General features: G+C 55.2%; 26 protein-coding genes. 14 read left to right on the forward strand and 12 right to left on the reverse strand.

Going from position 1 to position 24,725, the window contains the following annotated elements; all coding sequences use genetic code 11:
- Positions 1-100: 100 nt before the first annotated feature.
- Both G438_RS0108720 and G438_RS0108725 read right to left on the reverse strand, forming a co-directional pair.
- The gene (locus G438_RS0108720) at positions 101-814 is read right to left on the reverse strand and encodes a LytR/AlgR family response regulator transcription factor (RefSeq protein ID WP_026460991.1); all 714 of its coding nucleotides are present in this window, start codon (positions 812-814) and stop codon (positions 101-103) included.
- 73 nt (positions 815-887) lie between these two features.
- Positions 888-1,709: an aldo/keto reductase gene (locus G438_RS0108725; RefSeq protein ID WP_026460992.1), complete on the reverse strand. Its 822-nt coding sequence runs from the start codon at positions 1,707-1,709 to the stop codon at positions 888-890.
- A 25-nt stretch (positions 1,710-1,734) separates the two neighbouring features.
- On the opposite strand from G438_RS0108725, the gene G438_RS0108730 reads away from it, so the two are divergent.
- The 3 genes from G438_RS0108730 to G438_RS12305 all read left to right on the forward strand — a co-directional run bounded on the left by G438_RS0108730 (position 1,735) and on the right by G438_RS12305 (position 4,787).
- A complete protein-coding gene (locus G438_RS0108730; RefSeq protein WP_165569246.1) occupies positions 1,735-2,865 on the forward strand; it encodes an AEC family transporter in 1,131 nt (376 codons plus the stop codon).
- A gap of 186 nt (positions 2,866-3,051) precedes the next feature.
- The gene (locus G438_RS0108735) at positions 3,052-4,614 is read left to right on the forward strand and encodes a sodium-dependent transporter (RefSeq protein ID WP_026460994.1); all 1,563 of its coding nucleotides are present in this window, start codon (positions 3,052-3,054) and stop codon (positions 4,612-4,614) included.
- Positions 4,611-4,787, forward strand: a complete 177-nt coding sequence (locus G438_RS12305; protein WP_084403215.1) for a methionine/alanine import family NSS transporter small subunit — start codon at positions 4,611-4,613, stop codon at positions 4,785-4,787. Before G438_RS0108735 ends, G438_RS12305 begins: the two co-directional genes overlap by 4 nt.
- 168 nt (positions 4,788-4,955) lie before the next feature.
- Here the strand turns inward: G438_RS12305 and G438_RS0108745 are convergent, their stop codons facing one another.
- The 3 genes from G438_RS0108745 to G438_RS0108755 are packed head-to-tail and all read right to left on the reverse strand — an operon-like array spanning position 4,956 to position 7,566.
- Positions 4,956-5,864, reverse strand: coding sequence for a TrmH family RNA methyltransferase (locus G438_RS0108745; RefSeq protein WP_026460995.1), 909 nt, complete (start codon positions 5,862-5,864; stop codon positions 4,956-4,958).
- Positions 5,865-6,908, reverse strand: coding sequence for a quinone-dependent dihydroorotate dehydrogenase (locus G438_RS0108750; RefSeq protein ID WP_026460996.1), 1,044 nt, complete (start codon positions 6,906-6,908; stop codon positions 5,865-5,867).
- 34 nt (positions 6,909-6,942) lie between these two features.
- On the reverse strand, positions 6,943-7,566 hold the full coding sequence (locus G438_RS0108755) for a DUF3043 domain-containing protein (RefSeq protein ID WP_084403217.1): 624 nt from the start codon (positions 7,564-7,566) through the stop codon (positions 6,943-6,945).
- Between the two features lie 54 nt (positions 7,567-7,620).
- Between G438_RS0108755 and G438_RS0108760 the strand changes: the two genes are divergently transcribed.
- From G438_RS0108760 to trpD, 6 genes are all read left to right on the forward strand, one after another.
- On the forward strand, positions 7,621-8,994 hold the full coding sequence (locus tag G438_RS0108760) for a M20/M25/M40 family metallo-hydrolase (RefSeq protein WP_026460998.1): 1,374 nt from the start codon (positions 7,621-7,623) through the stop codon (positions 8,992-8,994).
- Positions 8,991-9,968, forward strand: a complete 978-nt coding sequence (locus tag G438_RS11565; RefSeq protein ID WP_051259446.1) for a glycerate kinase — start codon at positions 8,991-8,993, stop codon at positions 9,966-9,968. The genes G438_RS0108760 and G438_RS11565 overlap by 4 nt, the downstream gene beginning before the upstream one ends.
- 108 nt (positions 9,969-10,076) lie before the next feature.
- The gene (erpA, locus tag G438_RS0108770) at positions 10,077-10,427 is read left to right on the forward strand and encodes an iron-sulfur cluster insertion protein ErpA (protein ID WP_026460999.1); all 351 of its coding nucleotides are present in this window, start codon (positions 10,077-10,079) and stop codon (positions 10,425-10,427) included.
- 16 nt (positions 10,428-10,443) lie between these two features.
- Entirely contained in the window at positions 10,444-11,424 is a 981-nt protein-coding gene (locus G438_RS11570) for an FKBP-type peptidyl-prolyl cis-trans isomerase (RefSeq protein WP_034285736.1), read from the forward strand.
- Between the two features lie 125 nt (positions 11,425-11,549).
- The gene (locus G438_RS0108780) at positions 11,550-11,936 is read left to right on the forward strand and encodes a response regulator (protein ID WP_034285738.1); all 387 of its coding nucleotides are present in this window, start codon (positions 11,550-11,552) and stop codon (positions 11,934-11,936) included.
- Positions 11,936-12,994 carry an anthranilate phosphoribosyltransferase gene (trpD, locus tag G438_RS0108785; protein ID WP_034285740.1) on the forward strand — a complete coding sequence of 353 codons (1,059 nt, stop codon included), beginning with the start codon at positions 11,936-11,938 and terminating at the stop codon, positions 12,992-12,994. Before G438_RS0108780 ends, trpD begins: the two co-directional genes overlap by 1 nt.
- 115 nt (positions 12,995-13,109) lie before the next feature.
- On the opposite strand, the gene G438_RS0108795 is transcribed toward trpD, so the two are convergent.
- A complete protein-coding gene (locus tag G438_RS0108795; protein ID WP_026461002.1) occupies positions 13,110-13,388 on the reverse strand; it encodes an Lrp/AsnC family transcriptional regulator in 279 nt (92 codons plus the stop codon).
- A 47-nt stretch (positions 13,389-13,435) separates the two neighbouring features.
- Complete coding sequence (locus G438_RS0108800) at positions 13,436-14,098, reverse strand: 3'-5' exonuclease (RefSeq protein ID WP_026461003.1); 663 nt, start codon at positions 14,096-14,098, stop codon at positions 13,436-13,438.
- 46 nt (positions 14,099-14,144) lie between these two features.
- Between G438_RS0108800 and G438_RS11575 the strand changes: the two genes are divergently transcribed.
- The 3 genes from G438_RS11575 (at position 14,145) to G438_RS0108815 (ending at position 17,665) form a co-directional block, all read left to right on the forward strand.
- Positions 14,145-14,939 (forward strand): lysophospholipid acyltransferase family protein, encoded by a 795-nt coding sequence (locus G438_RS11575; protein WP_034285743.1) that lies wholly within the window; start codon positions 14,145-14,147, stop codon positions 14,937-14,939.
- 84 nt (positions 14,940-15,023) lie between these two features.
- Positions 15,024-16,241, forward strand: a complete 1,218-nt coding sequence (locus tag G438_RS0108810) for a pyrophosphate--fructose-6-phosphate 1-phosphotransferase (protein ID WP_026461004.1) — start codon at positions 15,024-15,026, stop codon at positions 16,239-16,241.
- Complete coding sequence (locus tag G438_RS0108815) at positions 16,238-17,665, forward strand: class II 3-deoxy-7-phosphoheptulonate synthase (RefSeq protein ID WP_026461005.1); 1,428 nt, start codon at positions 16,238-16,240, stop codon at positions 17,663-17,665. The genes G438_RS0108810 and G438_RS0108815 overlap by 4 nt, the downstream gene beginning before the upstream one ends.
- Positions 17,666-17,850: 185 nt before the next feature.
- Here G438_RS0108815 and pknB read toward each other — a convergent pair whose 3' ends face one another.
- On the reverse strand, positions 17,851-19,800 hold the full coding sequence (gene pknB, locus G438_RS0108820) for a Stk1 family PASTA domain-containing Ser/Thr kinase (RefSeq protein ID WP_338054399.1): 1,950 nt from the start codon (positions 19,798-19,800) through the stop codon (positions 17,851-17,853).
- Positions 19,801-19,892: 92 nt separating this feature from the next.
- Between pknB and G438_RS0108825 the strand changes: the two genes are divergently transcribed.
- Positions 19,893-20,243, forward strand: coding sequence for an Rv2175c family DNA-binding protein (locus G438_RS0108825; protein ID WP_026461007.1), 351 nt, complete (start codon positions 19,893-19,895; stop codon positions 20,241-20,243).
- 224 nt (positions 20,244-20,467) lie between these two features.
- On the opposite strand, the gene G438_RS0108830 is transcribed toward G438_RS0108825, so the two are convergent.
- A complete protein-coding gene (locus G438_RS0108830; RefSeq protein WP_026461008.1) occupies positions 20,468-21,547 on the reverse strand; it encodes a polyprenyl synthetase family protein in 1,080 nt (359 codons plus the stop codon).
- A 181-nt stretch (positions 21,548-21,728) separates the two neighbouring features.
- Here G438_RS0108830 and G438_RS0108835 point away from each other — a divergent pair, with 181 nt between their 5' ends.
- Positions 21,729-23,165 carry an RNA polymerase sigma factor gene (locus tag G438_RS0108835; RefSeq protein WP_026461009.1) on the forward strand — a complete coding sequence of 479 codons (1,437 nt, stop codon included), beginning with the start codon at positions 21,729-21,731 and terminating at the stop codon, positions 23,163-23,165.
- A 196-nt stretch (positions 23,166-23,361) separates the two neighbouring features.
- Here the strand turns inward: G438_RS0108835 and G438_RS11580 are convergent, their stop codons facing one another.
- From G438_RS11580 to G438_RS0108850, 3 genes are all read right to left on the reverse strand, one after another.
- Entirely contained in the window at positions 23,362-23,823 is a 462-nt protein-coding gene (locus tag G438_RS11580; RefSeq protein ID WP_051259447.1) for a YbjN domain-containing protein, read from the reverse strand.
- 32 nt (positions 23,824-23,855) lie between these two features.
- Positions 23,856-24,302, reverse strand: coding sequence for a type III secretion system chaperone family protein (locus G438_RS0108845; protein WP_026461010.1), 447 nt, complete (start codon positions 24,300-24,302; stop codon positions 23,856-23,858).
- A gap of 98 nt (positions 24,303-24,400) precedes the next feature.
- The gene (locus G438_RS0108850; RefSeq protein WP_034285746.1) at positions 24,401-24,628 is read right to left on the reverse strand and encodes a DUF7455 domain-containing protein; all 228 of its coding nucleotides are present in this window, start codon (positions 24,626-24,628) and stop codon (positions 24,401-24,403) included.
- Positions 24,629-24,725 lie beyond the last annotated feature (97 nt).

Here is a 24,725-nt window from a genome sequence, read left to right on the forward strand (position 1 = left end):
CGAGCCATTCTGCGCAAGCAGTGTAAATGCGTGGGATATCAGGTAGTGGTTCGAGTATCACTGTGGTACCGCCTGGCGAACACGATATCGCTGACTGTCGCTACACACGTCGTGCCCCGACATGTTGGGTGAGTGCAGTAAGGAAAGGTTTCAACCGTGGCCTGGAGATACGTAATTCAATATTGCCTGTCATTATGCAGCACTGATCGCGCACGCCTTCAACGCGAGAAAGGTTGACGAGGTAGCACGAATTGGAGCGATAGAACGGGTGGTCTGTAAGTTCGCTTTCCATATTTTTTAGTGTGCCCGCCATGGCGATCACACCGTTGATGGTGTGTATATCTAAGCGGTGTTTGACAGATTCGATGTACACGATGTCGTCAACGGGGATCCGCTGAAACTGCATTCCGCTCTGAACAAGGATGGAGGCGCCGCGGCGTTGTTTGACGGAGGCTAGGCTACGGATAAGTTCCTGTTCAAAGGCGAACCAAGGTAACGGTTTGAGTAGATAAGACAAGGCTCGCACCTCATAGCCGCGTATGGCATATTCCGGGGCTGAGGTGATGAAAATAATGATGACTTGCTCGTCCTGCGTACGGATATGGCGCGCTGCAGCAAGCCCATCCATCCGTTCCATTTGAATATCGAGGAACAATATGTCGTAGACGGGCCGATAATTGGCAGCAATATCAGCGCCGTCGTCGAATACCGAGACGTCAAAGTCTTCACCGTGTTCTGTTTTGAACCGAACAAGGTAGTCCAGCAATAACTTTCTTGAAATGGGATCGTCTTCAACAATGCCGATATGAACCATACGACGACGCGTCCTCAACAGGAAAAATACGGGTGTGAATTGTCGAGTGAGCGCTCAGCTCATGAGCGAACCGCTACCCTTCAAACGTTGCTGGGTCGGGCCCAATGCGAATCCCCGCTTCGAGTGCATCGAAGACTGCAAGTGAAGCGTTATCCAAGGTGACCGATGCCGCCTCAAGGTTTTCACGGATACGTTCGGGTGTCACTGATTTCGGAATGACAATATTGCCGCGCGCAATATGCCACGCGAGTATCGCTTGTGCTGGCGTGATTTCATTACGTCGAGCAACGTCACATACCTCGGGTAGCTCCAACGCGGCGCCGCGTCCAAGAGGACTCCACGCTTGGGTCGCAATGTTCAGACGTCGATTGGCCGCTGTCACATTAGCTTGCTGCAGCATAGGGTGTAGTTCGATTTGGTTCACCACAGGAATACGGCCGCCCAGCGCAGCAATGCGATCAAGGTGTTCAGGAAGGAAATTTGAAACACCAATTGAGGTCGTTAGTCCGTCGTCGGCGGCGCACTCCAACGCCTGCCAACTGTCAAGGTAGAGATCTTTGGAAGGAACGGGCCAATGGATAAGGTAAAGATCAACACAATCAAGACCTAAGCGTTCTAACGAAGCCTCTAGCGCCGAACGTGCCGAAACGCCCTGATCACTATTCCATAGTTTCGTTGTCACATAGATTTCGTCGCGGGAAAGTCCACTCGCTGCGATTGCTCGTCCCACGGCAGCTTCATTTCCGTAGATGGAAGCCGTGTCGATATGCCGATAGCCCGCTGCCAGTGCCTCTTCAACGCAGGCTTGTGTTATTTCTTCAGGAACGAGGAAGACACCAAAGCCGACCTGCGGAATTGAAGTCGCGTCGTTGAGCGGTATGCGTTGAACGGCCATGGTGGACCTCCGTAGGGAAGAAAATGTGCTCTACGTATCATCTCACGCCAACCGAAGCAACGCGCGACGAGGCTATCTGCCTGCCGATGCCACGAAATGGCGTGGATCGCGCAGAAATATCCGTCGGCGCAGATGCTATGGACTCATCGATGTCAAGAAACGGACGCTGACCGGAGTAACTGGAGTCAATACCTACAGTGGGGGAGTGTTCGGTGTTGTTGAAGGGTTATGTGCCATCACGATTGTCGTGTTGATTGGTTGGCTCGCCCGACGGTGCGGACTTATCCCACCAGAAGCGTCACGTGTGTTGGTTGAGGTAACGTACTGGATCACGTCGCCCGCACTGCTACTGTCAACGCTGTCGCGTAGTGATATTCATGCCGTTTTTGGCGCGCCACTTCTGTCAGCAGCAGGCGCCGGAATATTGACTGCGATAGTTACCGCCATCATTGGCTGCAGCATGCTGAAGCTTCGCGGAGGTCACCTTGTACTAGCAACGATGTCCGCCTCGGTCAATAATTCAGCACATATTGGCATACCGGTCGCGCTGTTTATCCTCGGCGATGCGGTCTATAGCCTGCCCGTCATTGTGTTCCAATTGGGGTTTTTTACACCTGCCTTTTTCGTCGCAGCAGATATCGCGGCCGCTCGACGACATATTTCCTCTTTAAAAGTTGTGCGGCTTGCCGTTGCAAACCCGATGGTGGTCGCAGCAGCAATAGGGGGCATAGTGTCGTTGGGCGAGTTTGAGCTACCGCCATTGGTGGCGCCGACCGTTGATCTTCTTGCGCAAGCGGCACCGGCATTGGTTCTCCTGTCCTTTGGTGCATCCTTGGTTGGCATGCGACAGGTAAGTCCGGGTGCTCAGCTTGACCACATCGCCCCAGGTACCATCGTTTGGATCACGGCCGCCAAACTACTTCTCCAACCTGCTTTAGCCTATGGGCTGGGAGCGGTGTTGGGAGTGAATGGTGCATCACTATTTGCGGTAACGCTGATGGCCGCATTACCGAGTGCACAAAATGCATTCATTGCAGCACTTCGTGCAAATACCGGGATACGTATAGCCCAGGTGAGTGTTGCAGTGACAACTTTTGTCTCCCTGCCGGTGATGCTATTCATCGCTTGGCTATTTCATCATGCAGGGCAGGTTTAATCGCGTAATTGTGGCCGCCGAGGAGCGACCAATTACATCGTTGATACTGGTCGGTCGGCACTTGCGCTAAGGCGGGGTCAGGGTTCATTTCGGCTTTGTGAAGAAACAATGACCGATTATTGGGCACAATGGCGCAGCAAGCGCCTAAAGATTAGCGTTACTGCTGTAATCCAAGGAGGCACAGTGTTGACGACACAGACTGCACCCGCGCAGGGTGAGAAAAAACGCGAAACGTGGACCGGACAGACCGGTTTTCTTCTTGCCGCAATCGGATCGGCGATTGGGCTGGGAAATATTTGGCGTTTTCCTGGCGTCGCGTATGAAAACGGTGGTGGCGCCTTCCTCATTCCCTATCTGATCGCGCTGCTATTTGTGGGTATTCCTGTGCTGTGGTTGGACTACGCAATCGGCCACAAATTCCGTGGGTCACCACCGTGGGCACTGCGTCGTATCGCGCCACTGGGCGAATTTCTTGGATGGATCCAAGTCCTCGTTTGCTTCGTCATCTTCCTCTACTATGCTGCGGTGATTGCCTGGGCAGCACAGTATGCGATCTTCTCAGTCAATCACGCTTGGGGTGGCGACTCACTTGCTTTCTTCGTCGAAGGATTCCTGCAGGTAGCGGACAGCGAATCTTTCTCCTTCACACCCGTTGCTGCGGTGGCGATTCCATTGGCACTAGTATGGATTTTCGTACTCCTTATCGTTGGAATGGGTGTGGCTCGCGGCGTTGAAATGGCGAATCGCATTTTCTTGCCGCTCTTGGTCTTCCTTTTCCTAGCGCTCGTTGCGCGTGCCCTCTTCCTTCCAGGTGCACTTGATGGACTCACCGCCTTCTTCACACCTGATTGGACGGCACTATCGAACCCACATGTATGGCTGGCCGCATTCGCACAAATCTTCTACTCGTTGTCAGTGGCTTTCGGCATTATGCTCACCTACGCCTCGTATCTCAAACCAAAATCCAATCTCACTGGTACGGGTCTCGTCGCAGGTTTTGCCAACTCATCATTCGAAATCCTCGCCGGTATCGGCGTGTTCTCGGCCCTTGGCTTCATGGCATACCAACAGCAAGTCGGGGTGGCCGACCTTGAAGGACTGACAGGACCTATCTTGTCCTTCGTCACCTTCCCAACGATCATCTCAATGATGCCTGGAGGCCCCCTTTTCGGAGTCCTCTTCTTCACCTCCCTCGTACTTGCTGGTGTTACCTCGCTGCTATCGTTACTTCAGGTCGTCTCCGGTGGTCTCCAAGACAAATTTGGTCTTTCTCCCAAGGTTGCCTCACTTGTCATGGGCGTGCCAGCAATGGTGCTTTCAGTACTCCTATTCGGCACGACATCTGGTTTGAATACGCTCGACATCGTCGACTCATTTATTAACAATATTGGTGTCGTCGGCTGTGCGATTACGATGACGATCTTCGCCGCCATGGTAGGACCCCGTTTGAAAGGACTGCGTGCGCACCTTAACGCAGTGTCATCAGTCAAGGTTCCGTTCATGTGGGATGTTTTTGTCGGTGTAGTTGCTCCTGCGGTGCTATCCATCATGATGTTTATGGCAATCGTTGACTACGTGACGGAGGGCTTTGGAGGCTATCCGCGATGGTACGTCGCTATCTTTGGGTGGGGCAGTATCGTCTTCGTTATCGTCGGCTCGATAATCTTCACATTGATCCCGTGGCGACATCGCGGGCATATTCGCAGCCTTGAAGAACTTGAGGCGTTGACGAAGGAGGACCAACAATGACCGCATCATCAATCGTCATGATGATTGTGACGATACTCCTTGTGTGGGGTGGACTTGTTGCCTCCATCGTTGCCTTGAAGGTGCTTCCAGTGCCCGGTGACGACGAAGCATCACGGGATGAGACATCACCATCGACGCCGCTTAGATCTGGGTCAGTACCGGACAATATTTGAGCCGTCATCACATTGGGGCGCTTCGCAACTTCGCGGAGCGCCCCAATGCGGTGTCCAGTGCATTCCCCATCGCAGGACCGAGTCGCCACGTCGAGGCGATCAGTCGCTCAAACGCAGTGCATCCCCATATGCAGCACCGAGCCCTTCTGGATGCTTGTCAGAGCGTATCTATGTGCTGGGAAGCGTGTCCTCGGCGCTGCTGAGGCGATTACGCCCCACATGGCGCGTTGCCCACAGAACAACAGCAGCTGCAGCAGCGACATTGAGACTGTCAACCCCAAAAGCCATGGGAATACGCACCGTGACATCGCAAGCAGCGATTGTCCGTTTGGCAAGTCCGTCCCCTTCGGTGCCCATCACCAACGCAATACGGGCATCGGGAGAAGTGCATGCTGGCGACTCAAGGAAAGCATCTAAGGACACCGAATTATCGCTCAACGCAAGTGCCGCTACTGTAAAATCAAGGCGGTGCAAATCGTCGATGGACGAGTAAGGCCAAGTACTCAATCGCGTCCACGGCACCTGAAAAACCGTACCCATTGACACACGAACAGCACGCCGATACAGCGGGTCCGCGCACGATGGAGTGACCAGCACAGCATCCACGCCAAGTGCAGCAGCAGAGCGAAATGCCGCCCCCACATTTGTGTGATCAACAAGATCCTCTAAGACCAGGAGCCGCCGAAGATTGCCAGAGGCGATAAGGTCAGTAAGGGTCGGTAGCACAGGGCGGTGCATCGCAGCGAGGGCACCGCGGTGAAGATGAAACCCCGTGAGCTGCTCGAGAACAGGTTCGGGGGCAACAAAAACGGGAATATCGCCCCCGTCATCGTGCCCAGTGGCCTGCGTGATAATGGGTTTAACGGTGTCAAGCCAGCGATCGGCCATTAAAAATGAGCGCGGCCGATGGCCCGCCATCACTGCACGTCCAATGACATTGGTCGATTCGGCCATATACAGGCCGCGTTCGGCTTCGATACTGGACCGCAGTTTCACATCAGTCAGCGACGTGTAGTCGGCAAGGTAGTTCTCAAATGCTGACGGCGCCTGGGATAAGGCGTGTAAAGGAATAATCATTTAGAACCTTGCTAAGGCTCGATTCATCATGCCTGGCCAACTGGGGCCTTCGTAGACAAACGCTGTGAAGGCTTCTACGAGGTCGGCACCTGCCGACAAGAAATCCAATGCATCGTCGGGCGAAAAAATACCGCCCGTGCCAATGAGAATCTGATGATCATCCAGGTGCATGGCGACGAGGCGTACGACGTCCAATGCGCGCTCCTTTAACGGCGCTCCTGAAACACCACCATCGCCAAGATCATGAGCGATTGTCGTATTCGTTGCCACAACACCAGCAAGATGAAGCTCCTTAGCTAACTGTGCAACGGCAATAACGTCGCTGTCAGCCAAATCTGGTGCAATCTTCACAAATAATGGCACCTCGCGACCCGCGCCTTCATGGCAGCCGCGTCGTGCCGCCTCGATAATGGGGCGAAGATGTTCCACTGACTGAAGATCACGCAGACCAGGTGTATTGGGCGAAGACACGTTGACGACAACAAAATCGACCCACGGTGACAGGTAGCGTGCGCACACCCGATAATCCTCAGCGGCATCAGCTTCTGACGTGGTCTTATTTTTTCCGATATTTGCGCCAACAATCGCGCAACGACCCTCGTAGCTTCGTCGCAGATCACGCAGACGTGCGGCTGCAGCTTCAACACCCTCGTTATTGAAACCCATGCGGTTGCGTAAACCGCGCTGCTGCATCAGGCGCCACAGACGCGGAGCCTCATTGCCGGGCTGAGGCTGAGGCGTAATGGTGCCAACTTCAACGAAAGCAAATCCAAGTGCAGTCAGTCCAAGGACTGCCTGCGCGTCCTTGTCCATACCCGCCGCCAATCCCAAACGACCAGGCACAACACGCTCACCGATACGTACCACGCGGCCACCTGTCGCCCCAGGCCTACCAAGGTAACCCACAGTGGCACGCATGGCGCGTCGCGTCGCAAAGAACCGGCCGGCCCGGGCAATTGCACCTAAACCATAATGGTGGGCCAATTCAGGATCGGACTTGTGAATGAATGTACGGAACAGCCACGAGTAGGTTGAGCGGATCATAGCTTTAGCCTACTAGTGAAGTGAAGAAATACCCTTAACGCGCATGTGGAGTGGGGAATTCTCCGCGAGCCACCTGTGGCCGTGGGGACCGCCAGCGACGAGCCATGATCATACGCGAATACATATAAAACCATGTTCCACGAGGAATCTCACGGTCTGGTAGGGCCACTGCGAGGCGTTTCTTCAGACGCAGCCACACAATGATTGCCTCAACGATAGACACAGCGAAAAGACCATACATCATTACCGTCGCACCGATAATCACATACTGGGCATAGGTACTCATCGCTGGAATCAGTGATACAGCCATAAGTGACGCCAAGAACAGGACCATCACCGGCAGCAGGAACTCAGAAAGCGACCATCGGGCATCAATCCAGTTGCGCACCCACCGGCGTACCGGTCCCTTGTCGCGCCACGGCAGGTAACGTTCATCCCCCGTGATCAGCGCCTCCTGCTCACGTTGGTACGCCTCGTTGCGTTTCTGCCTGGCGATCCGCTTGGCCTCTTTACGATCAGCAGGTACCAGAGGCCGCAGTTTTGCCGCCTCAGCCTGCTTACGTGAAGGCGTGGGACGTCCTTTTTTCTGTCCTGTCAACGGTGGTTGGGCAGCGGAAGTTTCATCGGGCTGGTCGGTGGGAATATGCTTTCGGCTCATCACCTGAATTATTCTAGTAGGAAATCAACGAAGCACGAGCGTGAGGCGATCACTATGACGACAACACCTTCGACACAGGAACTTCGCACAGCAGTCGAAGCAGCATTTCCCGGCCTGGTCAACGAATTGTGTGAGCTGGTGTCGATTCCCAGTATTTCCTCCATGCCACAACACAGTGACGACCTGCGCCGCAGCGCCGAATATGTGCGTGACCGCCTGGCCCAACGTGGACTTGAAGCGCGCATCACACAGGTGACAACACCAGACGGTGTCGTCGGCAAACCGGCCGTGCTGGCACATAGCTCTCACATTGAAGGTGCCCCAACAGTACTTCTGTACGCCCACCACGACGTCCAACCCACCGGGGACGTCAGCCGTTGGAGTAGCGATCCTCTGACTGCCACCGTGAAGGGAGACCGCATTTATGGACGAGGCGTCTCTGACGACGGCGCTGGCATCATCGTTCACCTGGGGGCACTGGAGGTACTTCGCCAGAACTTAGCGGTCAATGTCGTCGTCTTTATCGAAGGTGAAGAAGAAATCGGCTCCCCATCCTTTGACGCCTTCCTTCACACCTTTAGGGAAGAACTTGAGGCAGACGTCATCATTGTCACCGACTCCGATAATTGGAAAGTTGGTGAACCAGCGGTGACCACAACGCTGCGAGGCAATTGCTGTGCGACACTTACAGTCACAGTTGCAGACCATGCGGTGCACTCGGGAATGTTTGGTGGTCCCATGATCGACGCAGTCACGTGTGCCAGTTTGCTGATTGCGTCCCTGTACGACACGGATGGCAATATCTGCGTTGAAGGACTTGGCGGTATCGATACCGCTGACGTGGTGTGGCCCGAAGACGAGTACCGTGAGGCGGCGGGCATTATCGACGGCGTGCAGCTCGCTGGTACTGGTGACCTGGCAGCGCGTGTGTGGACAAAACCAGCAATTACCGTAATTGGATGGGACCAAACAAGGGTTGCGGACGCATCCAATACTATTCAACCGTCAACGCGTTTACGCCTTTCGATGCGTACTGTTCCAGGTATGGATCCTGCACAGGCTATGGAAGCGCTACATCAGCACCTACTGGCTCATGCACCCTTCGGTTGTCGTGTCGAGGTCACGGACGTGGAATGCGGGCCAGGATACCAAGCTGATCCTGCGTCCCCTGCGGTTGCGATGGCGCACAAAGCGTTGACCGAGGCGTGGGCGGTGCCGTCAGTCAATATTGGCGTTGGCGGTTCAATCCCGTTTATCTCTCAGTTCCAAGAACAATTTCCCTCAGCGCAGGTACTTGTCATGGGTGTGGAAGACCCGATGACAAACGCCCATTCAGAGGATGAATCTCAGTCCCTGTCAGATCTCAGTTGCGCCATCCTCGCTGAAGCGATTCTGCTGCGCGATCTGGCTGCGGGCGCCGCACAGTGAGAATCCTCGTTGCTGGGCATTGGGGTAATGACCCTGATGCCACAGCTGCGGCACTTAATGGTCTTGCAACTGGTATCAACACGAAAGTGCCTCGCGCGCATGTCACAGTCCAGCCTTTCGGTGTCGGTGCCGTATTTGCACACGCCCTTGGCTCAACAGGTGCGAGAGTAATCTCTGTCGATCACGGTGACACTTCAACCTACCAAGCGGGTCGTGCCTTCCGGGCTCACCTGGGCCAGGTAGGCAGGCTGTACGTGGAAGGCGGGCATCACCCGTGGCCCGATGCTGGGCTCGGATTCCTCGCAGGCGTGCTTGGCGAGGCGGAGGCTGAGCGGGCAACCCTTCTTTCCCGACTCGCCTCCTCCTTAGGTGCCCTGGAGCGCTTCGTTCAGCCACATGCGGTGTATGTGGCCGCCTCGACACGCCGTCCGCTGGTGGGGATGGCGTCGGTACTAGCTATAGACCCCGAGTTGCGTGCCCGCTCGGACTGGAGTAGTGCCGAAATCGCGACGCTCACGCAGGCTTTTGCCGCGCACCATGCCAACTCAGCACGGATGGACCTGCCTATTGTGAGTGCTCAACGTGCGACTCAAGCGGATCAGTTACCAGGGTCAGGCGCAGGTGGGGGAGTGGGCGCTGTTCTTGCTGCAGTGGGTGTGCCGCTACATGATACCGGTCGGATCTTGTCCGCTGGCATTGGACTTGAAAGGACCATGGACAACACCGACCTTCTCGTTGTCGTTGAGCCCCACGCGCATTCTCCAGTGCTTGCTGAAAGTCAGATGGGCATACTGACTGAGTGTGCGTCCCACTGCGCTATCCCAGTTGTCGCCGTTGTTCAAGAAACATCGCTGTCATCTCATGAACGCGCTCAATGGGGTATACACGGCGTGATCACACACCGTGGGGCACACACTATTTCAAGCTTTGATGCCCTTGGCCAGCGGCTTGCGCATACCTGGATCCCACGCTGAGGCACTCGTCACTGTTGTGCCTCAAATGAAAGGTCGCATGGCAGTATGCGCACCAGAGTTCTAGGCTTGGAGAGGTTGATTATCAGAGCCCACCTTTTAAGGAGCATCATGTCTGAAAGCACCGAAACCGCGACCCACGAGGTACTCCTCACCGACGTGGCAGCAGCCAAGGTGAAGAGCCTGCTCGAGCAGGAAGGTCGCGACGACCTGCGCCTTCGCGTTGCCGTGCAGCCGGGCGGCTGCTCTGGCCTCATTTACCAGCTGTACTTCGACGATCGACTCCTTGATGGCGACGCTGTGAGGGATTTTGACGGTGTTGAAGTTGTTGTTGACCCCATGAGCGTGCCCTACCTTAACGGCGCAAGCATCGACTTCGCTGACACGATTGAACGTCAAGGTTTCACCATTGATAACCCGAATGCGGGCAATACCTGCGCATGCGGTGACTCCTTCCACTAAAAGAAACAGGTCATACGTGAAGAAAACAACGCAACTCGCAGCCCTTATTGCAACTGTGGCTATTGCAGGTGGCTCCATACTTGCCGCATGCACACCAAGTAACGACACGGCAGATACTGCCGCCACTACCACGACCACCACGGACACTGCGACACAAACCCCCGAGGTTGATCGCAGCGGCGAAGGTAATTTCCCAGAAGCTACCGGCACATTCGGCGAAGACCCCACAATTTCGGCTGGTAGCGGGCAAGAACCAACGAAGATCATTGTCAAGACCATTCATCAGGGCAACGGCGAGGTCGTCACCACTGATGACACCTTGACAGTGAACTACGAAGGGGCACTGTGGGACGGTACCGTATTTGATTCCTCCTTCGATCGTGGCGCCCCGGCGACCTTCAGCCTGAACGGTGTCATCGAAGGATGGAAATACGGGCTGGCAGAACAGCGGGTTGGTGATCGTGTCATGATCGTCATCCCTTCGCAATGGGGCTATGGCGAAGCAGGCGCAGGTGAAAATATTCCTCCAAATGCCACCTTGGTATTCGTCGTTGACATCCTTGCTGCAGTTAACCCCAATGACATTTCGGCGCTTACCCAGGCCACCCCCACAGGCAATACGGTTGCTGGTGTTGAGGTGAGTGGCGAACTCGCAACAGAACCAACGATTGCTTTCACAGGCGATGCACCGACAGAAAACCAAACGGTTGTCCTCGCTGAAGGTGCTGGGGAAGCCATTGTGGCAGGGCAAAGTGTTTTGACTCATGGCGTTGGCGTTGCTTATGGCGTTGACCAACTGGACAGCACGTGGAGTGCCTTGCCAGTTGAGATTGCCGCTGATGTCTACGGTCTGACTGGCATCAAAGTTGGCTCGCGTGTCCTTGTCATCAAGGTTCCAACTGAGGAAGAACGCACTACTCAGGAGCAAGCTGGTGTACAGGTAGCCCCAGCTTATGCCTTCGTCCTCGATATCGTTGCTGCCTTGCCAGTGCAGTAATGGCTGCTGCACCTGCAGGTGCTGTGACACGTTACGGTGGGCGTATCCCGACGGGTACGCCCACCTGCGTTTAGAATAGGAACGCGTAACCCGGGCAATATGCCCCAACTTCAAGGAGTTCCCCAGTGAGTGTATCCATCGAAGCCCTCGTGTTCAGTGATGATGTCGAGGTTCGTGAAGCAGTGATCAACGGCGTGGGCATCCAAGCTTCCAAAGACACTCCCCGTATTACTTGGCACGAAGCAGCCACAATGTTTGGTGTCGTTGAACTCGTAAAAGAACACGATTTTGCCTTCCTTGTTTTGGACGCCGAAACACAAAAACACGGTGGCATGGGGATCGCAAAAGAACTGGAAAATACTTTTGATAAGGTTCCGCCCATTATCTTCCTCACTGCGCGCCAGCAGGATGCCTGGCTTGCCACATGGGCAGGTGCCGCAGCGATTGTCACCGCTCCACTTGATCCATTGACGCTGCAGGAAACGGTCGCGCGCGTACTGAACGAGTGCTGATGCAGTGGTCAGAACTGATCGCGACGCTACTTGATGGCAGCGATCTCACCCACAGCCAGGCTTATGGCCTGATGGATCAAGTAATGTCCGGTGAATTAGGTGAGGTACGCCTTGCCTCGGCACTGACGGCGCTGAGAATCAAAGGCGTGAGCGTTAACGAGGTTCACGGTTTTGCTGACGCAATGCGTGAACACGCGGTCATTGTTGATTTGCCTGCCGATTCGCTGGATATCGTGGGCACCGGTGGTGACGGTCAGCGCACGGTCAATATTTCGACAATGGCAGCCGTAGTATTAGCTGCCACAGGTGTGCCGGTTGTGAAACATGGCAACCGTGCGTCAACTTCTGCTTCGGGATCGGCTGACGTACTTGAGGCTCTGGGCGTCAATCTTTCACTTGATGACCGCGGCATTATCCAGACCTTCAATTCAGTGGGTATTGCGTTTCTTTTCGCCAACAACGTGCACCCATCAATGCGTTTTGCCGCGCCTGTTCGACGCCACTTGGCATTTCCTACCGTCTTTAATCTCCTTGGACCACTGACGAACCCTGCTCGCCCACGTGCTGGTGCATTTGGAGCAGCTCATCGTGAAAACGCGCAGTTACTTGCTGGGGTTTGCGCGAAACGAGGTATATCTGCTCTGGTATTTCGTGGCAAGAACAAAGGTCTTGACGAATTGTCAACAACCGATGTGAACGAGTTGTGGCATGTTCACGATGGGGTCGTCGACACGCTGGAATTAGACGCAGTGTCGACATTCGGGCTGACACCGTGTTCCATTGAGGATCTTCGCGGTGGTGACGCGCACGAGAACGCTCAGGTGGCGCGTGACGTATTCGCGGGACGAGGCGCAGCGCCGATCACCGAAGCTGTTGCCCTCAATGTCGCAGCAGGTTTGGTTGCTTACGGGCACGGTGATGGTGTTGCTCCAGCTGACGGCGATGTGGTAGCGCGCTTGTCAAACGGCCTGTCCATTGCCTTAGATGCGTTGCACAGTGGTGCCGCTGCAGACCTCCTCGAACGCTGGATACAGGCAAGTCATACACCGCTGAACTGATCGTCGCGCGGAGTGAGATGGTACCGTCAGTGATATAGGTGCTCATCGCCGTGCGCGCCGCCATCGCTACCTTCATGTGGGGCGAGATGTCACTGTCGATGAAACGTGACGCTGACTAATCGAGTCCGAGATGGAAGGCCTCTTCGAGGTCCGCGCGTGAGAAAGACCGGAAGGCAATATGTGTCCGCATATGCGTGACACCCGGTACTTTGCCAATCTGATCAGATACGACCAGGGCAAGTTCGTCGTGGTGTCGTACGCGCACAAGGGCAATCAAGTCAACGTCGCCGGTCACCGAATACACGGTGTCCACCCCGTCGAGGTTGGCAAGTGCCGCTGCAACTTCAGGAATTTGATCCACCTTGGCGTTAAGTAACACGATGGCGGTAAGCACGTGACCTCCTTGTGTTCGTGGGGATTATTAGTCACTTGATGATAGCGTCATCTGTACGTGCCCTGTTGAGAATCGCGCTGCAAGGCAAGTAAGTGGCGTAGCACGTGCCACGTCATATATGTGTCAGCAAGTGCACGGTGTTCCTGTGTGCCCGGGAATGAAAAATACTGTGCCAAGGTTGCTAAGCGGTGATTGGCAACACGTGGTTTAGGCAGAAGTATCCGTGATAATTCGAGAGTGTCCATGGTGGGGAGCGATGGCCACGCCACACCTGAACGCTTCGCCGCCCTGCTAAGAAATCCCTGATCAAACGGTACATTATGGGCAACAAAAATGGGTGGGTAATCGCTGATACCCGCCTCATTTTCCAGCCAATGGTGCAAGGCACCCATGGCATGCGGTACGGAAGGAGCGTTGGCAACCAAAGCCTCGTCAATTCCTGTGATGCGTGTGACAATGGTGGGGATTGGGCGCCCCGGATGGCATAGCGTGTGGAAGGAAGACGAAACGGCATTGTTGTCAATAATAAGGGCCGCGATTTCGGTGATTTCGTCGCGTGCAGATAAGCCCGTGGTTTCAACGTCAAAGATTAACCATCGTTGCTCGTCGGCTGTAGTGCGCGTGGGCGCATGTGCACAGCTGGTCGCACGAGTGTGCCGAAGAGTGTCCGCAGACACGCGCTGGGAGGACGAATAGTGCCGCAACGTCATAGAGTGGAGTCTAGTGTGTCCAGACTTAAAGCTCGCAGGAGGTAACGTGGGTTTCTACCAGGCGTTGAAAGCCACCGGTGGTCCGCTACTCAAAGCCACCTATAAGCCGTGGATCAAAGGCAAAGAAAATATTCCTGCCGAGGGTCCCGCGATCCTCGCGTCAAACCACAACGCAGTGTGGGATTCTGTTTTCTTGCCAATGATGCTGGATCGTGAACTTGTATTCATGGGGAAAGCAGACTACTTCACCGGCACAGGCGTAAAAGGCTGGGCAACCAAGACCTTTATGCGAGCTGTTGGTACCATCCCTGTTGACCGTTCGGGTGGTCGCGCCTCAGAGGCGGCCCTACAAGCAGGCCTAGATCGTTTGGCGCAAGGCGAATTATTTGGCATCTACCCTGAAGGGACGCGCAGCCCCGACGGACGCCTATATCGAGGAAAAACCGGTGTCGCACGCCTTGCGTTATTGTCGGGTGCTCCAGTTATCCCGGTGGCGATGGTCGGTATGCACGACGCGCAACCAATTGGGCAGCGTTTCCCTAGCCGCACAGACATCGGCATGATCATTGGTGAACCACTGGACTTTAGCCGATACAAGGGGCTGGACAAAGACCGTTATGTGCTGCGTGCGATCACTGACGAAATCATGTACAACCTCATGCTGTTGTCGGGCCAAACGTATGTCGATATGTATGCGGCAGATATGAAAGCTCAACTCGCCGCAGAAGGTAAATTTGACGGGCCGATGCCCACTGGTACTACCAGTACGCCGGGTGGGCGGGCATTGCCACCCACGGATGACGACGATAACGACGAAGGAGATGCGGGACCTCGGCCCTGAATGACCGCCCGCAAGAAACCCACTAGAATAACCAATGACGTGCGGGCCAACCGGCCTGCTCCGCTTTTGTGAAAGGTGTCACCCATGACGGTCCGCCGTGTCGCCCTGCTTACTGCGGGTGGTTTTGCTCCCTGCTTGTCCTCCGCTGTTGGCGGCCTCATCGAGCGCTACAACGAAATTGATCCGTCCATCGAGATCATCGCTTACCAGAACGGCTACCACGGTTTGCTGACCGGTAATTTCGTCGTCGTTGACGAGCAAGCCCGTCAACATGCCGCAATTCTGCACCGTTTTGGCGGCTCACCTATTGGTAACTCGCGTGTCAAACTCACCAACGCGAAGAACCTCGTTGAACGTGGTCTTGTTGCCGAAGGTGAAAACCCCCTGGAAAAGGCTGCAGAACAACTGCGTAAAGATGGCGTCGATGTGCTCCACACCATCGGCGGTGACGACACGAATACCACTGCAGCTGACCTCGCCGCATACCTGCATGAAAACAACTACGAACTCACCGTTGTCGGCCTACCCAAGACCATTGACAATGACGTGGTGCCCATTCGCCAGTCCCTTGGCGCGTGGACAGCAGCCGAAGAAGCCTCTGAGTATGCGCAAAACATCATCGGTGAACACCGCTCAAATCCTCGTATGCTCATTATTCACGAGGTGATGGGGCGTCACTGCGGATGGCTGACCGCCGCCGCCGCCGCTGAATACACGAAATGGACAGACACGCAGGAATGGGTGCCGTCTATCGGCCTTTCCAAGGAACGTTGGTCAGTGCACGCCGTATTCCTTCCCGAAATGGCTTTCGATATTGATACCGAAGCGACACGTCTTCGCACCATCATGGATGAACTTGGCAACGTCAATATCTTCCTGTCAGAAGGCGCTGGCGTACCTGAAATCATTGCCGAAATGGAAGCCGCAGGCGTTGAAGTACAGCGCGACCCCTTCGGCCACGTGAAGCTCGATACCATCAACCCCGGTCAGTGGTTCGCCAAGCAATTCGCTGAACGTATTGGTGCTGAGAAAGTCATGGTCCAAAAGTCAGGCTATTTCTCACGCTCCTCCCGTGCCAATGCGGACGATCTGCGTTTGATCAAATCCATGACCGACCTTGCTGTTGAATGCGCATTGCGTGGCGAAGCGGGCGTTATTGGTCACGATGAAGAAAATGGTGACCGCCTGTGCGCCATTCCCTTCCCACGTATTGCCGGTGGCAAGCCCTTCGATGTGACCCAACAGTGGTTTGTTGACCTCATGGCTCGTATTGGCCAGGACCTGGTTCCGGCAGCCAAGTGACAGTTCCCCCAATTCCGGGCAGCGGGCGCAGCGGAGCACACAATGCTCCGCTGCGTGGCGCTGCGCCCGAACGACTGTCCGCGCCCGATGCCGGTATCGCTGCCCCGTGGGATACCTGGCGTAGCAGGGAAGCACTTCAACAACCGCACTATCCTGACCGCGATGCCGTCGAAGATGTCACCACGGTGTTGCGGCGACAACCGCCGCTCGTTTTCGCTGGAGAAGTGGATGACTTGCGTGCATGGCTTGGCGCAGCAGGTCGCGGTGACGCATTTGTTCTTACCGGTGGCGACTGTGCGGAAACCTTCGCTGAAGCCACAGCAGACCACCTTCGGTTGAAAATCCAAACATTGCTGCAAATGGCCGTAGTGCTTACCTACGGTGCCTCACTGCCCGTGGTGAAAATCGGGCGAATTGCCGGACAGTATGCGAAGCCTCGTTCAGCGGATATGGAAACCCGTGACGGCGTAACCCTGCCGTCATACCGAGGTGACGCGGTGAACTCCTATGAGTTCACACCACAGGCGCGGATTCCTGATCCTGCACGCCTTCTTGAGCTCTACCATCATGCCTCGTCGACCCTTAATTTGATTCGGGCGTTCACTAAGGGCGGTTACGCGGACCTACGCTTGGTTCACCACTGGAACCGAGGTTTTACCCAAAATCCTGCCTACGCGAAGTACGAATCTCTCGCAGAGGAAATTCACCGCGCAGTGAAGTTTATGGAGGCAGCGGGAGCCAATTTCGAGGCGATGCGCGAGGTTGACCTGTATTCCTCCCACGAGGCTTTGCTGCTGGAGTACGAGTCAGCAATGACCCGCATCGACTCCCGCAGTGGAGACGCCTACAACACCTCGGGGCATTTCCTGTGGATAGGGGAGCGGACTCGCGATCTCGAGGGTGCGCATATCGAGCTTTTAGCAAGGGTGCGTAATCCCATTGGCGTCAAATTAGGTCCAACGACGTCTGTGTCGCAAATGTTGGGATTGGTGGAAAGGCTCAACCCTGACGGTGAAGAAGGACGTCTGACCTTCATTACCCGCATGGGGGCTGACAAGATACGTGATGTTCTGCCACCCCTTTTGGAGGCATCGGTTGCAGATGGTCGCCCAGTGACGTGGACGACTGACCCCATGCACGGCAATACGATCACATCGTCAACGGGCTATAAAACCCGACGCTTCGAGACGATTATGGATGAAGTGCGAGGCTTCTTCGAAGCGCACGAAGATGTTGGCACAGTCCCAGGTGGAATCCATGTGGAACTTACTGGTGACGACGTGACGGAAATCGTGGGCGGGTCAGAAGAACTCGACGATGAAGGACTGCGTCGCCGCTATGAAACAGTGGTTGACCCTCGCCTTAACCACCAGCAGTCTTTAGAGATGGCATTCCAGGTCGCTGAACTGCTGCGTCGCAACTAGCGACGTGATCAATTTGCCGCGCTGCGCTGGGCGGTCTCGCTGGCGCATTGAAGGGTGATGCGATCTATCCGATCCAACAAACGCGACACGTCCACGCTGCCGCCTCCTGGCATCCGCGCGCGAAGGTGTGATGATCATCACTGGATTCTTGAAAGGCGCCGTATCGTGTGTCGCGTGCGCGGGGATTAGACGATCTTCAATGTGACGACGGAACCTTTGGGCAGTAGCGTGCCTGCCTCAGGATCGGTTGACCGTACCGTACCGAATACACCACCGAGGAGCGCCTCGACTTGCACTTGGAATCCAGCATTTTCCAGCAGTTGCTTGGCGACATCCCGTTGGCTGCCAAATACATTAGGCACTTCAACCAGCGGCGGACCCTTCGACACGACATATGACACAGTGTCACCTCGGTGAAGTTCTGTGTGTGCTGCCGTCCCCTGCGAGATGACGACACCTGCTGCAACCGTCTCTGAAAAGTCCTCAGATGGATTTGCTACTAAGCCCAGTGCCTCCAAAGCAGCGCGCGCTTGATCGGCAGTGAGACTCACCAGCTCAGGTACCGGTATCGGCTCTCTACCTTTCGACACGACAAAATCAACGGGCTCATCGTGTTTGAGTAGGGAAGAGGGGGCGACCGATTGGCTGATGACACTGCCCAATGGAATACTTTCGGACCATTCCTCGGTGACCGCTCCAACTGCAAGCCCAGCGGTGGCAAGTGCCTCCTCGGCTGCATCGCGTGTTGCCTCAACGAGGTCGGGAACTACGCGCATGTCCACACCCTTGGATACGACGAGGCGAACCTCCCCATTTTTGTGAACGGAGCCTCCGCCCGGTGGGTCGGTCGTAATCACCTTCCCAGTCTCAACGTCGTCAGAGAATTCGACGTCCGTTAAACTTCGAATGCCAAGACCATCAAGGGTACTTTGTGCTTCTTCAAGAGTCATGCCGCTGAGCTGTGGAACTTGGAGATAGGCACCCGGCCCGTACTCATTCCACCACCACCATGCTGAGGCTGAGCCTGCTGCCACAAGAGCCAGGAGCACGACGATGAGAACAATGAGTTTTTTCCGCTTTTTCTTTAACGTCACCGGTGCGTGCTGCGACGGAGCGGTATGCACCGTTGTCTGAGCACCGGCGCGTACCGAAGCGGGGAGTGCTTGAGTGGCTTGTAATGGCTCCAAACGATCGGTATGACAATCATCGGCATCGTCGCCGACAGGTTCAATCTCAGCACTGCGTTGGGCAATGTCTTCGGGCAAAGCTGCGGCGGTACGGGCCACGAGTTCGACAGCTTCTGAGGCGACCGTGGGTCGACTATCAGGGTCGCGCGCAGTCAGGGCAGCAACAAGGTCATCGATTTCAGTGGGCAACCACGGCTGCGCCTGCGATGGCGCAGGTATGTCGTCATTCGCGTGGTGCATTGCCACCTGAATGGCTGTTTCCTGCGCCCATGGAACTGTGCCAGTCAGCATCTCGTAAAGCATGACGCCAACGGAATACACGTCGGTCCGGGCATCAGCTTCGCCGCGTGTCAGCATTTCGGGGGCGACATAAGACACGGTGCCCAACATTGTGCCGGTTGAAGAAAAGGATGTTTCTGAGGCGGCCCGGGCAAGCCCGAAGTCTGTGACGCGAATGCGCCCGTGATGGTCCATCAGGACGTTTTCCGGCTTGATGTCACGATGGATGACGCCAACTCGGTGGGCAGCCCCCAAGGCTTCTAGGATCTCCTGAATGATGGTGAGGCTGCGTGCCACGGTGAAACTTCCACGCGCGCGCAATTCCCGTCGAAGATTGGTCCCCTCGATGAGTTCCATCACAAGGAAACCCTGTCCGGCAACCACTCCTTGGTCAAATACGGATACCACGCCAGGATGCACGATACGTGCCGCTGACCGTGCTTCACGGCGGAAACGGGCAACGAAGTCAGCTGAATCAGCCAAATGAGGGTGCATGACCTTCAATGCCACCGGACGATCCAGTCGCTCATCGTCTGCAACATAGACGCTGGCCATACCACCGCGTGCGAGCCGCGAGGTTACTCGGTAGCGTTCGTCGACGAGCATACCTATCAGCGGGTCTACAACCGCAGCATTTTCCTCAGGGGGCATGTCGTCAGTTTCCTTCACGGTTGGATTCTAAAGGATCAATGCCGCCTGTGGACTCACCGACGGCGGCGTGGTCGTGGCACGAAAGAGACTGTGACCTTTAGGCTAGGTGTATGGCTAACGCTCAAGACTTGCTTTCTATTGACGAAACAGCACGGCGCCTCGGTATTGAACCGCGACGCATTAAGCAACTGCAACGCGATCATCTTCTGTTTATGGTGCGTGGCGATGACGGTCAACTTGCAGTTCCTGCTGACCTGCTGGTCAAAGGAGAGTTCGGGTGGGAGCTCCTGGAAAATTTGCCGGGCACGCTGACGCTATTGGCTGATGGTGGCTTTAGTCCAGAAGAGACCGCGGCATGGCTTTACACCGAAAATGACGAACTGGGTCAAACGCCAATGGATGCGCTTCTGCAAGGGCGGCATCATCGTGTCAATGTCATCGCAGCAGCGCTAGCGCTGTGATGTTGGCGCAGTAAGGGGATGTCAGTACTGTAGCGCTGGCGCTCTCGGCACCGCTGGTACGGTGACGTTGCGCGCAACGGGAGAGCTGTTGGACATTGCCGCCACAGCCTCGGCGCGGCAGTTTTTCGTCGCATGCACGTCGCGTGGTCCTCAAGCGTGTAGCGCTGTCCTCACGTATGTGACGTCCTAACGCGCGTAGTGTCGTCACGAACCGCGTGGAGGTCTTAGGCCGACCGGTGGGTGACGATCTGCGCAACTTCTGCCAGGGTTTCGGTAGGGAGGGAGTCAATTTCAGCCAGATGCTCGAAGCCACGCTCAACCAGCTGAGTTATCAATGCCTCGTGCTCGCTTTTTCCCCGTTCAGCAACGATACGGGTGGCGCGAGCAATATCTGCAGGATCAGCCTTTGCGTGCCCAAGCACCGACCGTAATACGGCGCGCTCAGCGGTGGTGGCATTACGCCACGTGATGGCCAACAGCGCCGTGCGTTTACCTTCACGTAAGTCATCGCCAGCAGGTTTACCTGTTGTGGTGCTCTGTCCGAAAACCCCCAGGTCATCATCGCGGAGTTGGAATGCGATACCCCAAGGCAATAGCACTTTTTCTAAGGCATCCACGGTCGACGACGGCGCTGCGGCGTATGTGGCGCCAAGAAGGAATGGCTGGACCACTGAATAGTGGGCTGCCTTGCGTTCCACGACCGCGATGGCATCATCAAAATTCACACATGTCGCATCCTTGTCATCCAGTGGCAGGTGTTCAGCGCGGATATCCATGTACTGTCCGATGGTGACCTGGGCATGCATCGCAGAAAAACGGTGACGCAACCGATGTACATCCTGGCTAGCTAGAGTGCGGCACTGCTGACCTAGGGCCATTTCGGCCAGCGACAGCAGGAGGTCACCGAGCAAAATTGCCGAGGCGGTGCCAAAGTTTTGTGGGTTATTGGACCAGTGCCGTTCGCGGTGCAGCGCAGTGAAGGCGACATGAGGCGTTGGCTGCCCGCGCCTCGTCGACGCATGATCGATGAGATCGTCGTGAGCGAGCGCACTTGCCTGGTAAAACTCCAAGGCAGCGGCTAATGCGAGGGGTGCGTCTTTCTCGGGCGAGACGAGCTCTGCGCCGAGTAGCGCAAAAATACCCCGGAAACGCTTGCCTCCTGTGACCTGACGGAGCGCCGCCTCGTGAAGCTCCTGACTTGCCAATGTGGACGCCAACTGTGACAACAGCTCGTCACATAACGAAAGGGTGGCATCGTCAACGTGGGATCGTAGTTGCGGCAAAGAGTCAGTGAGTGAAGGCATGGTTTAAGCTTACGGTTCTTGTACGGCACATGGGCACTATGCACAACTCGGGCGACAGATCACACAGGGGGAGAGTGGGGTAAAAAGAGGCAAAATATGCACCACAGATTATAATGGTAGACGTGTTTGCCATCGGCCAGACCGATCGGCGTATTATCCCCTCCGCCAGAAAGGGTTCCGTGTGAGCGCAACCAAGGCAGATCCCGCCGCGACGAGCACCTCGGAAAAGACCACGACGCGTAAGAGTGCCGCGAAAGCCTCGACACGTAAAACCGCCACGAAAAAGAAGTCGCCGACCTCAAAGGACAGCGAAGTCGTCGAAGCGGTAGAGCCTGAAAAGGCCACGAAAAAGAAGGCTGTGCCTAAGAAAACGGCAGCCAAGGCAAGTGCGAAAGCCTCAAAGGAAACAGTTGAGGTAGTAGTCGAAGATGTGGATGCGTCAGCATCGGAAGACGATCTCGTGGTCGACGAGGTCGATGTTGACGACCCTGATGTCTCACCTGAAGAAGTTGAAGATATTGAACTTTCTGATGACGATGTCGTCGACGATGTTGATGAAGAGGAAGAAGCTGAGGAAGACCCGGTAGCCTCTGACGGCGCGCAGTTACGTGAAAGAACCCTTGAAGGTATTAAGGTCAAGGGTGGCTTCGTTGTTTCCGATTCGGACGATACCGACGAACCAGTCCAGCAGGTGACGGTTGCTGGTGCGACAGCGGACCCGGTCAAGGATTACCTTAAGCAGATCGGCAAGGTGTCGTTGCTCAATGCCGAACAGGAAGTTGACCTTGCGAGGCGCATTGAAGCGGGTCTGTACGCTGAATACAAACTCAAACACAACGCTGAGGAAATGACGTCGAAAGAGCGGCGTGAACTGCATTTCCTGTCTCAGGACGGGCAACAGGCGAAAAACCATCTTCTCGAGGCGAATCTGCGTCTAGTGGTGTCCTTAGCTAAGCGCTACACCGGACGTGGCATGCAATTCTTGGACCTCATTCAAGAAGGTAACCTTGGTCTGATCCGGGCGGTCGAAAAATTCGATTACACCAAGGGATATAAATTCTCGACCTATGCAACATGGTGGATCCGTCAGGCGATTACCCGCGCAATGGCGGATCAAGCGCGCACCATTCGTATACCCGTGCACATGGTTGAAGTCATCAACAAACTTGCTCGCGTGCAGCGGCAGATGCTTCAGGATCTTGGTCGTGAACCTACGCCTGAAGAATTGGCCAAAGAACTCGATATGACCGCCGAAAAGGTCGTCGAAGTACAAAAATATGGGCGTGAACCGATTTCATTGCATACACCGCTGGGTGAAGACGGCGACTCTGAGTTCGGTGACCTTATTGAAGACTCCGAAGCCATCGTTCCAGCTGATGCCGTTTCTTTCACATTGTTGCAGGAACAACTGCACCGCGTCCTAGATACCCTGTCAGAACGCGAAGCAGGTGTGGTGTCAATGCGTTTTGGTCTTGGTGACGGTCAACCAAAGACCCTGGATGAAATTGGCAAGGTGTACGGTGTGACACGCGAACGTATTCGACAGATCGAATCAAAGACCATGTCGAAATTGCGTCACCCGTCTCGCTCACAGGTACTGCGCGACTACCTCGACTAATAGGGCAACAGGCAATCAGCCTTGGCGTTAGGCCAAAGGACACGGTGCCCCGCACTGAAAGTGGGAGGATCCACATTGGATCCTCCCACTTTCAGTGCGGGGCATGCGCGCTATCGCATGGGCGTATTGGCTTTGTATGCTGCAGCGAGAACGTGTGCAGTCGCGCGAGCAAACAACGCCACTACACCAAACTTACTCAGTCGTCTGGCGATGACAGATTAAAACGTTCCTTGGCTGTCTTGAACGCTTGAAGGGACGTGCCAAGTGCGCAGTGTATCTGCTGCATAAGTTGCGCGTCGGTTGCGCCGAATTCGTAGTCAACATTCACTTCAGCATGGAGGAACATCTGCCCAGCATCGTTGTAGTGATGGTAAAGCTTGGGCCAAATTTTCTCGCGGTGCCAGTCTTCAATGAAGACGAGGAATTCATCAGCAACCTCCGCTGGAATCTCTTCGCGCATACGTGCCGAAATGTGGAGGATTTCTTTGGCTTTACCCGCCAGGATAAAGAAGAAATACCCGTTATCCCAACGGCCTCCGAGGTCGCCGTCTCCGTCTATGTCGTAATGCCAGCCTTCTTTTTTGAACAGCTCGACCAAACGCTCCTGCGAGATTGGGCGAATGGAGTCAGCCGGTTCAGATTTGGAAAACCACGCCATGATCTTTCCCTTCCGTAATAGTGCAAGAGCGACTAGGCGTCGACTTCTTCGACGAGTGCTTTAAAGAACTGATTTGACGTAGCAAGCGCACAGTGAATGTGTTGAGCAAGCTGATCGTCGTTGGCGCCATGTTCGTGATCAATGGCCACCTCGGTGAAGACGCGGATCTTACCTTCGTCGTCAATGCGGTGGTAACACTTGGGCCACAGCTTTGTGCGGTGCCACGTGGTGATGAATTCGCGAAGCTGTTCCAGTTTTTCAATGGGAAGATTGTCATGCCAGCGACCAAGAATCATCAAAATTTCTTTGTCGTTCCCACGAAGCATGAAATGGAAGTTATTGTCATCCCACATGCCACCAAGGTCGCCCTCATTGTCAATGTGGTAATTCCATCCCTCTTTGTCAAAGATTGCTGTAATACGTTCTCGACTAATGGCGGGGGTGACCGGTTCAGGTGCCTTTGATGAAAATAGACCCATACGAGGACTCCTTAGAAATAGTGCTCGAAACCACCTTAGTTGACAAGGGTAGTCGCTTTCCAGTCTGCCGTGCCTATAGGTGCATGCACGAAAGCGCCTTAGAAAGCATTTTCCTCGGCAATAAGGAGATGGCGTTCGTCAACGATTTCGATGGCTGTGCGCCTCAGTGCCTCAACATGGCCACGCGCATGGTGGGCGCAAAAATGCAGGGGGCCAGAAGCCAAAGTTGCGCGAACCCACGCCCGTGACCCACATACGTCACAGCGATCGGCAGCTGTGAGAAGCTGGGCGGGTGGTTCAATTACGGTACTTGCAGCAACTGTCATAGCTCCATCACAACACGTCTGCCTAGCAAATGCGCGTTGGTCCACACGATTTCGCCACTGGCGTATTTTGGTCACACTAGCGTTCAAGCGGCGGGGG

It is taken from the genome of Schaalia suimastitidis DSM 15538 (genome assembly GCF_000429105.1).
Classification (GTDB): domain Bacteria; phylum Actinomycetota; class Actinomycetes; order Actinomycetales; family Actinomycetaceae; genus Pauljensenia; species Pauljensenia suimastitidis.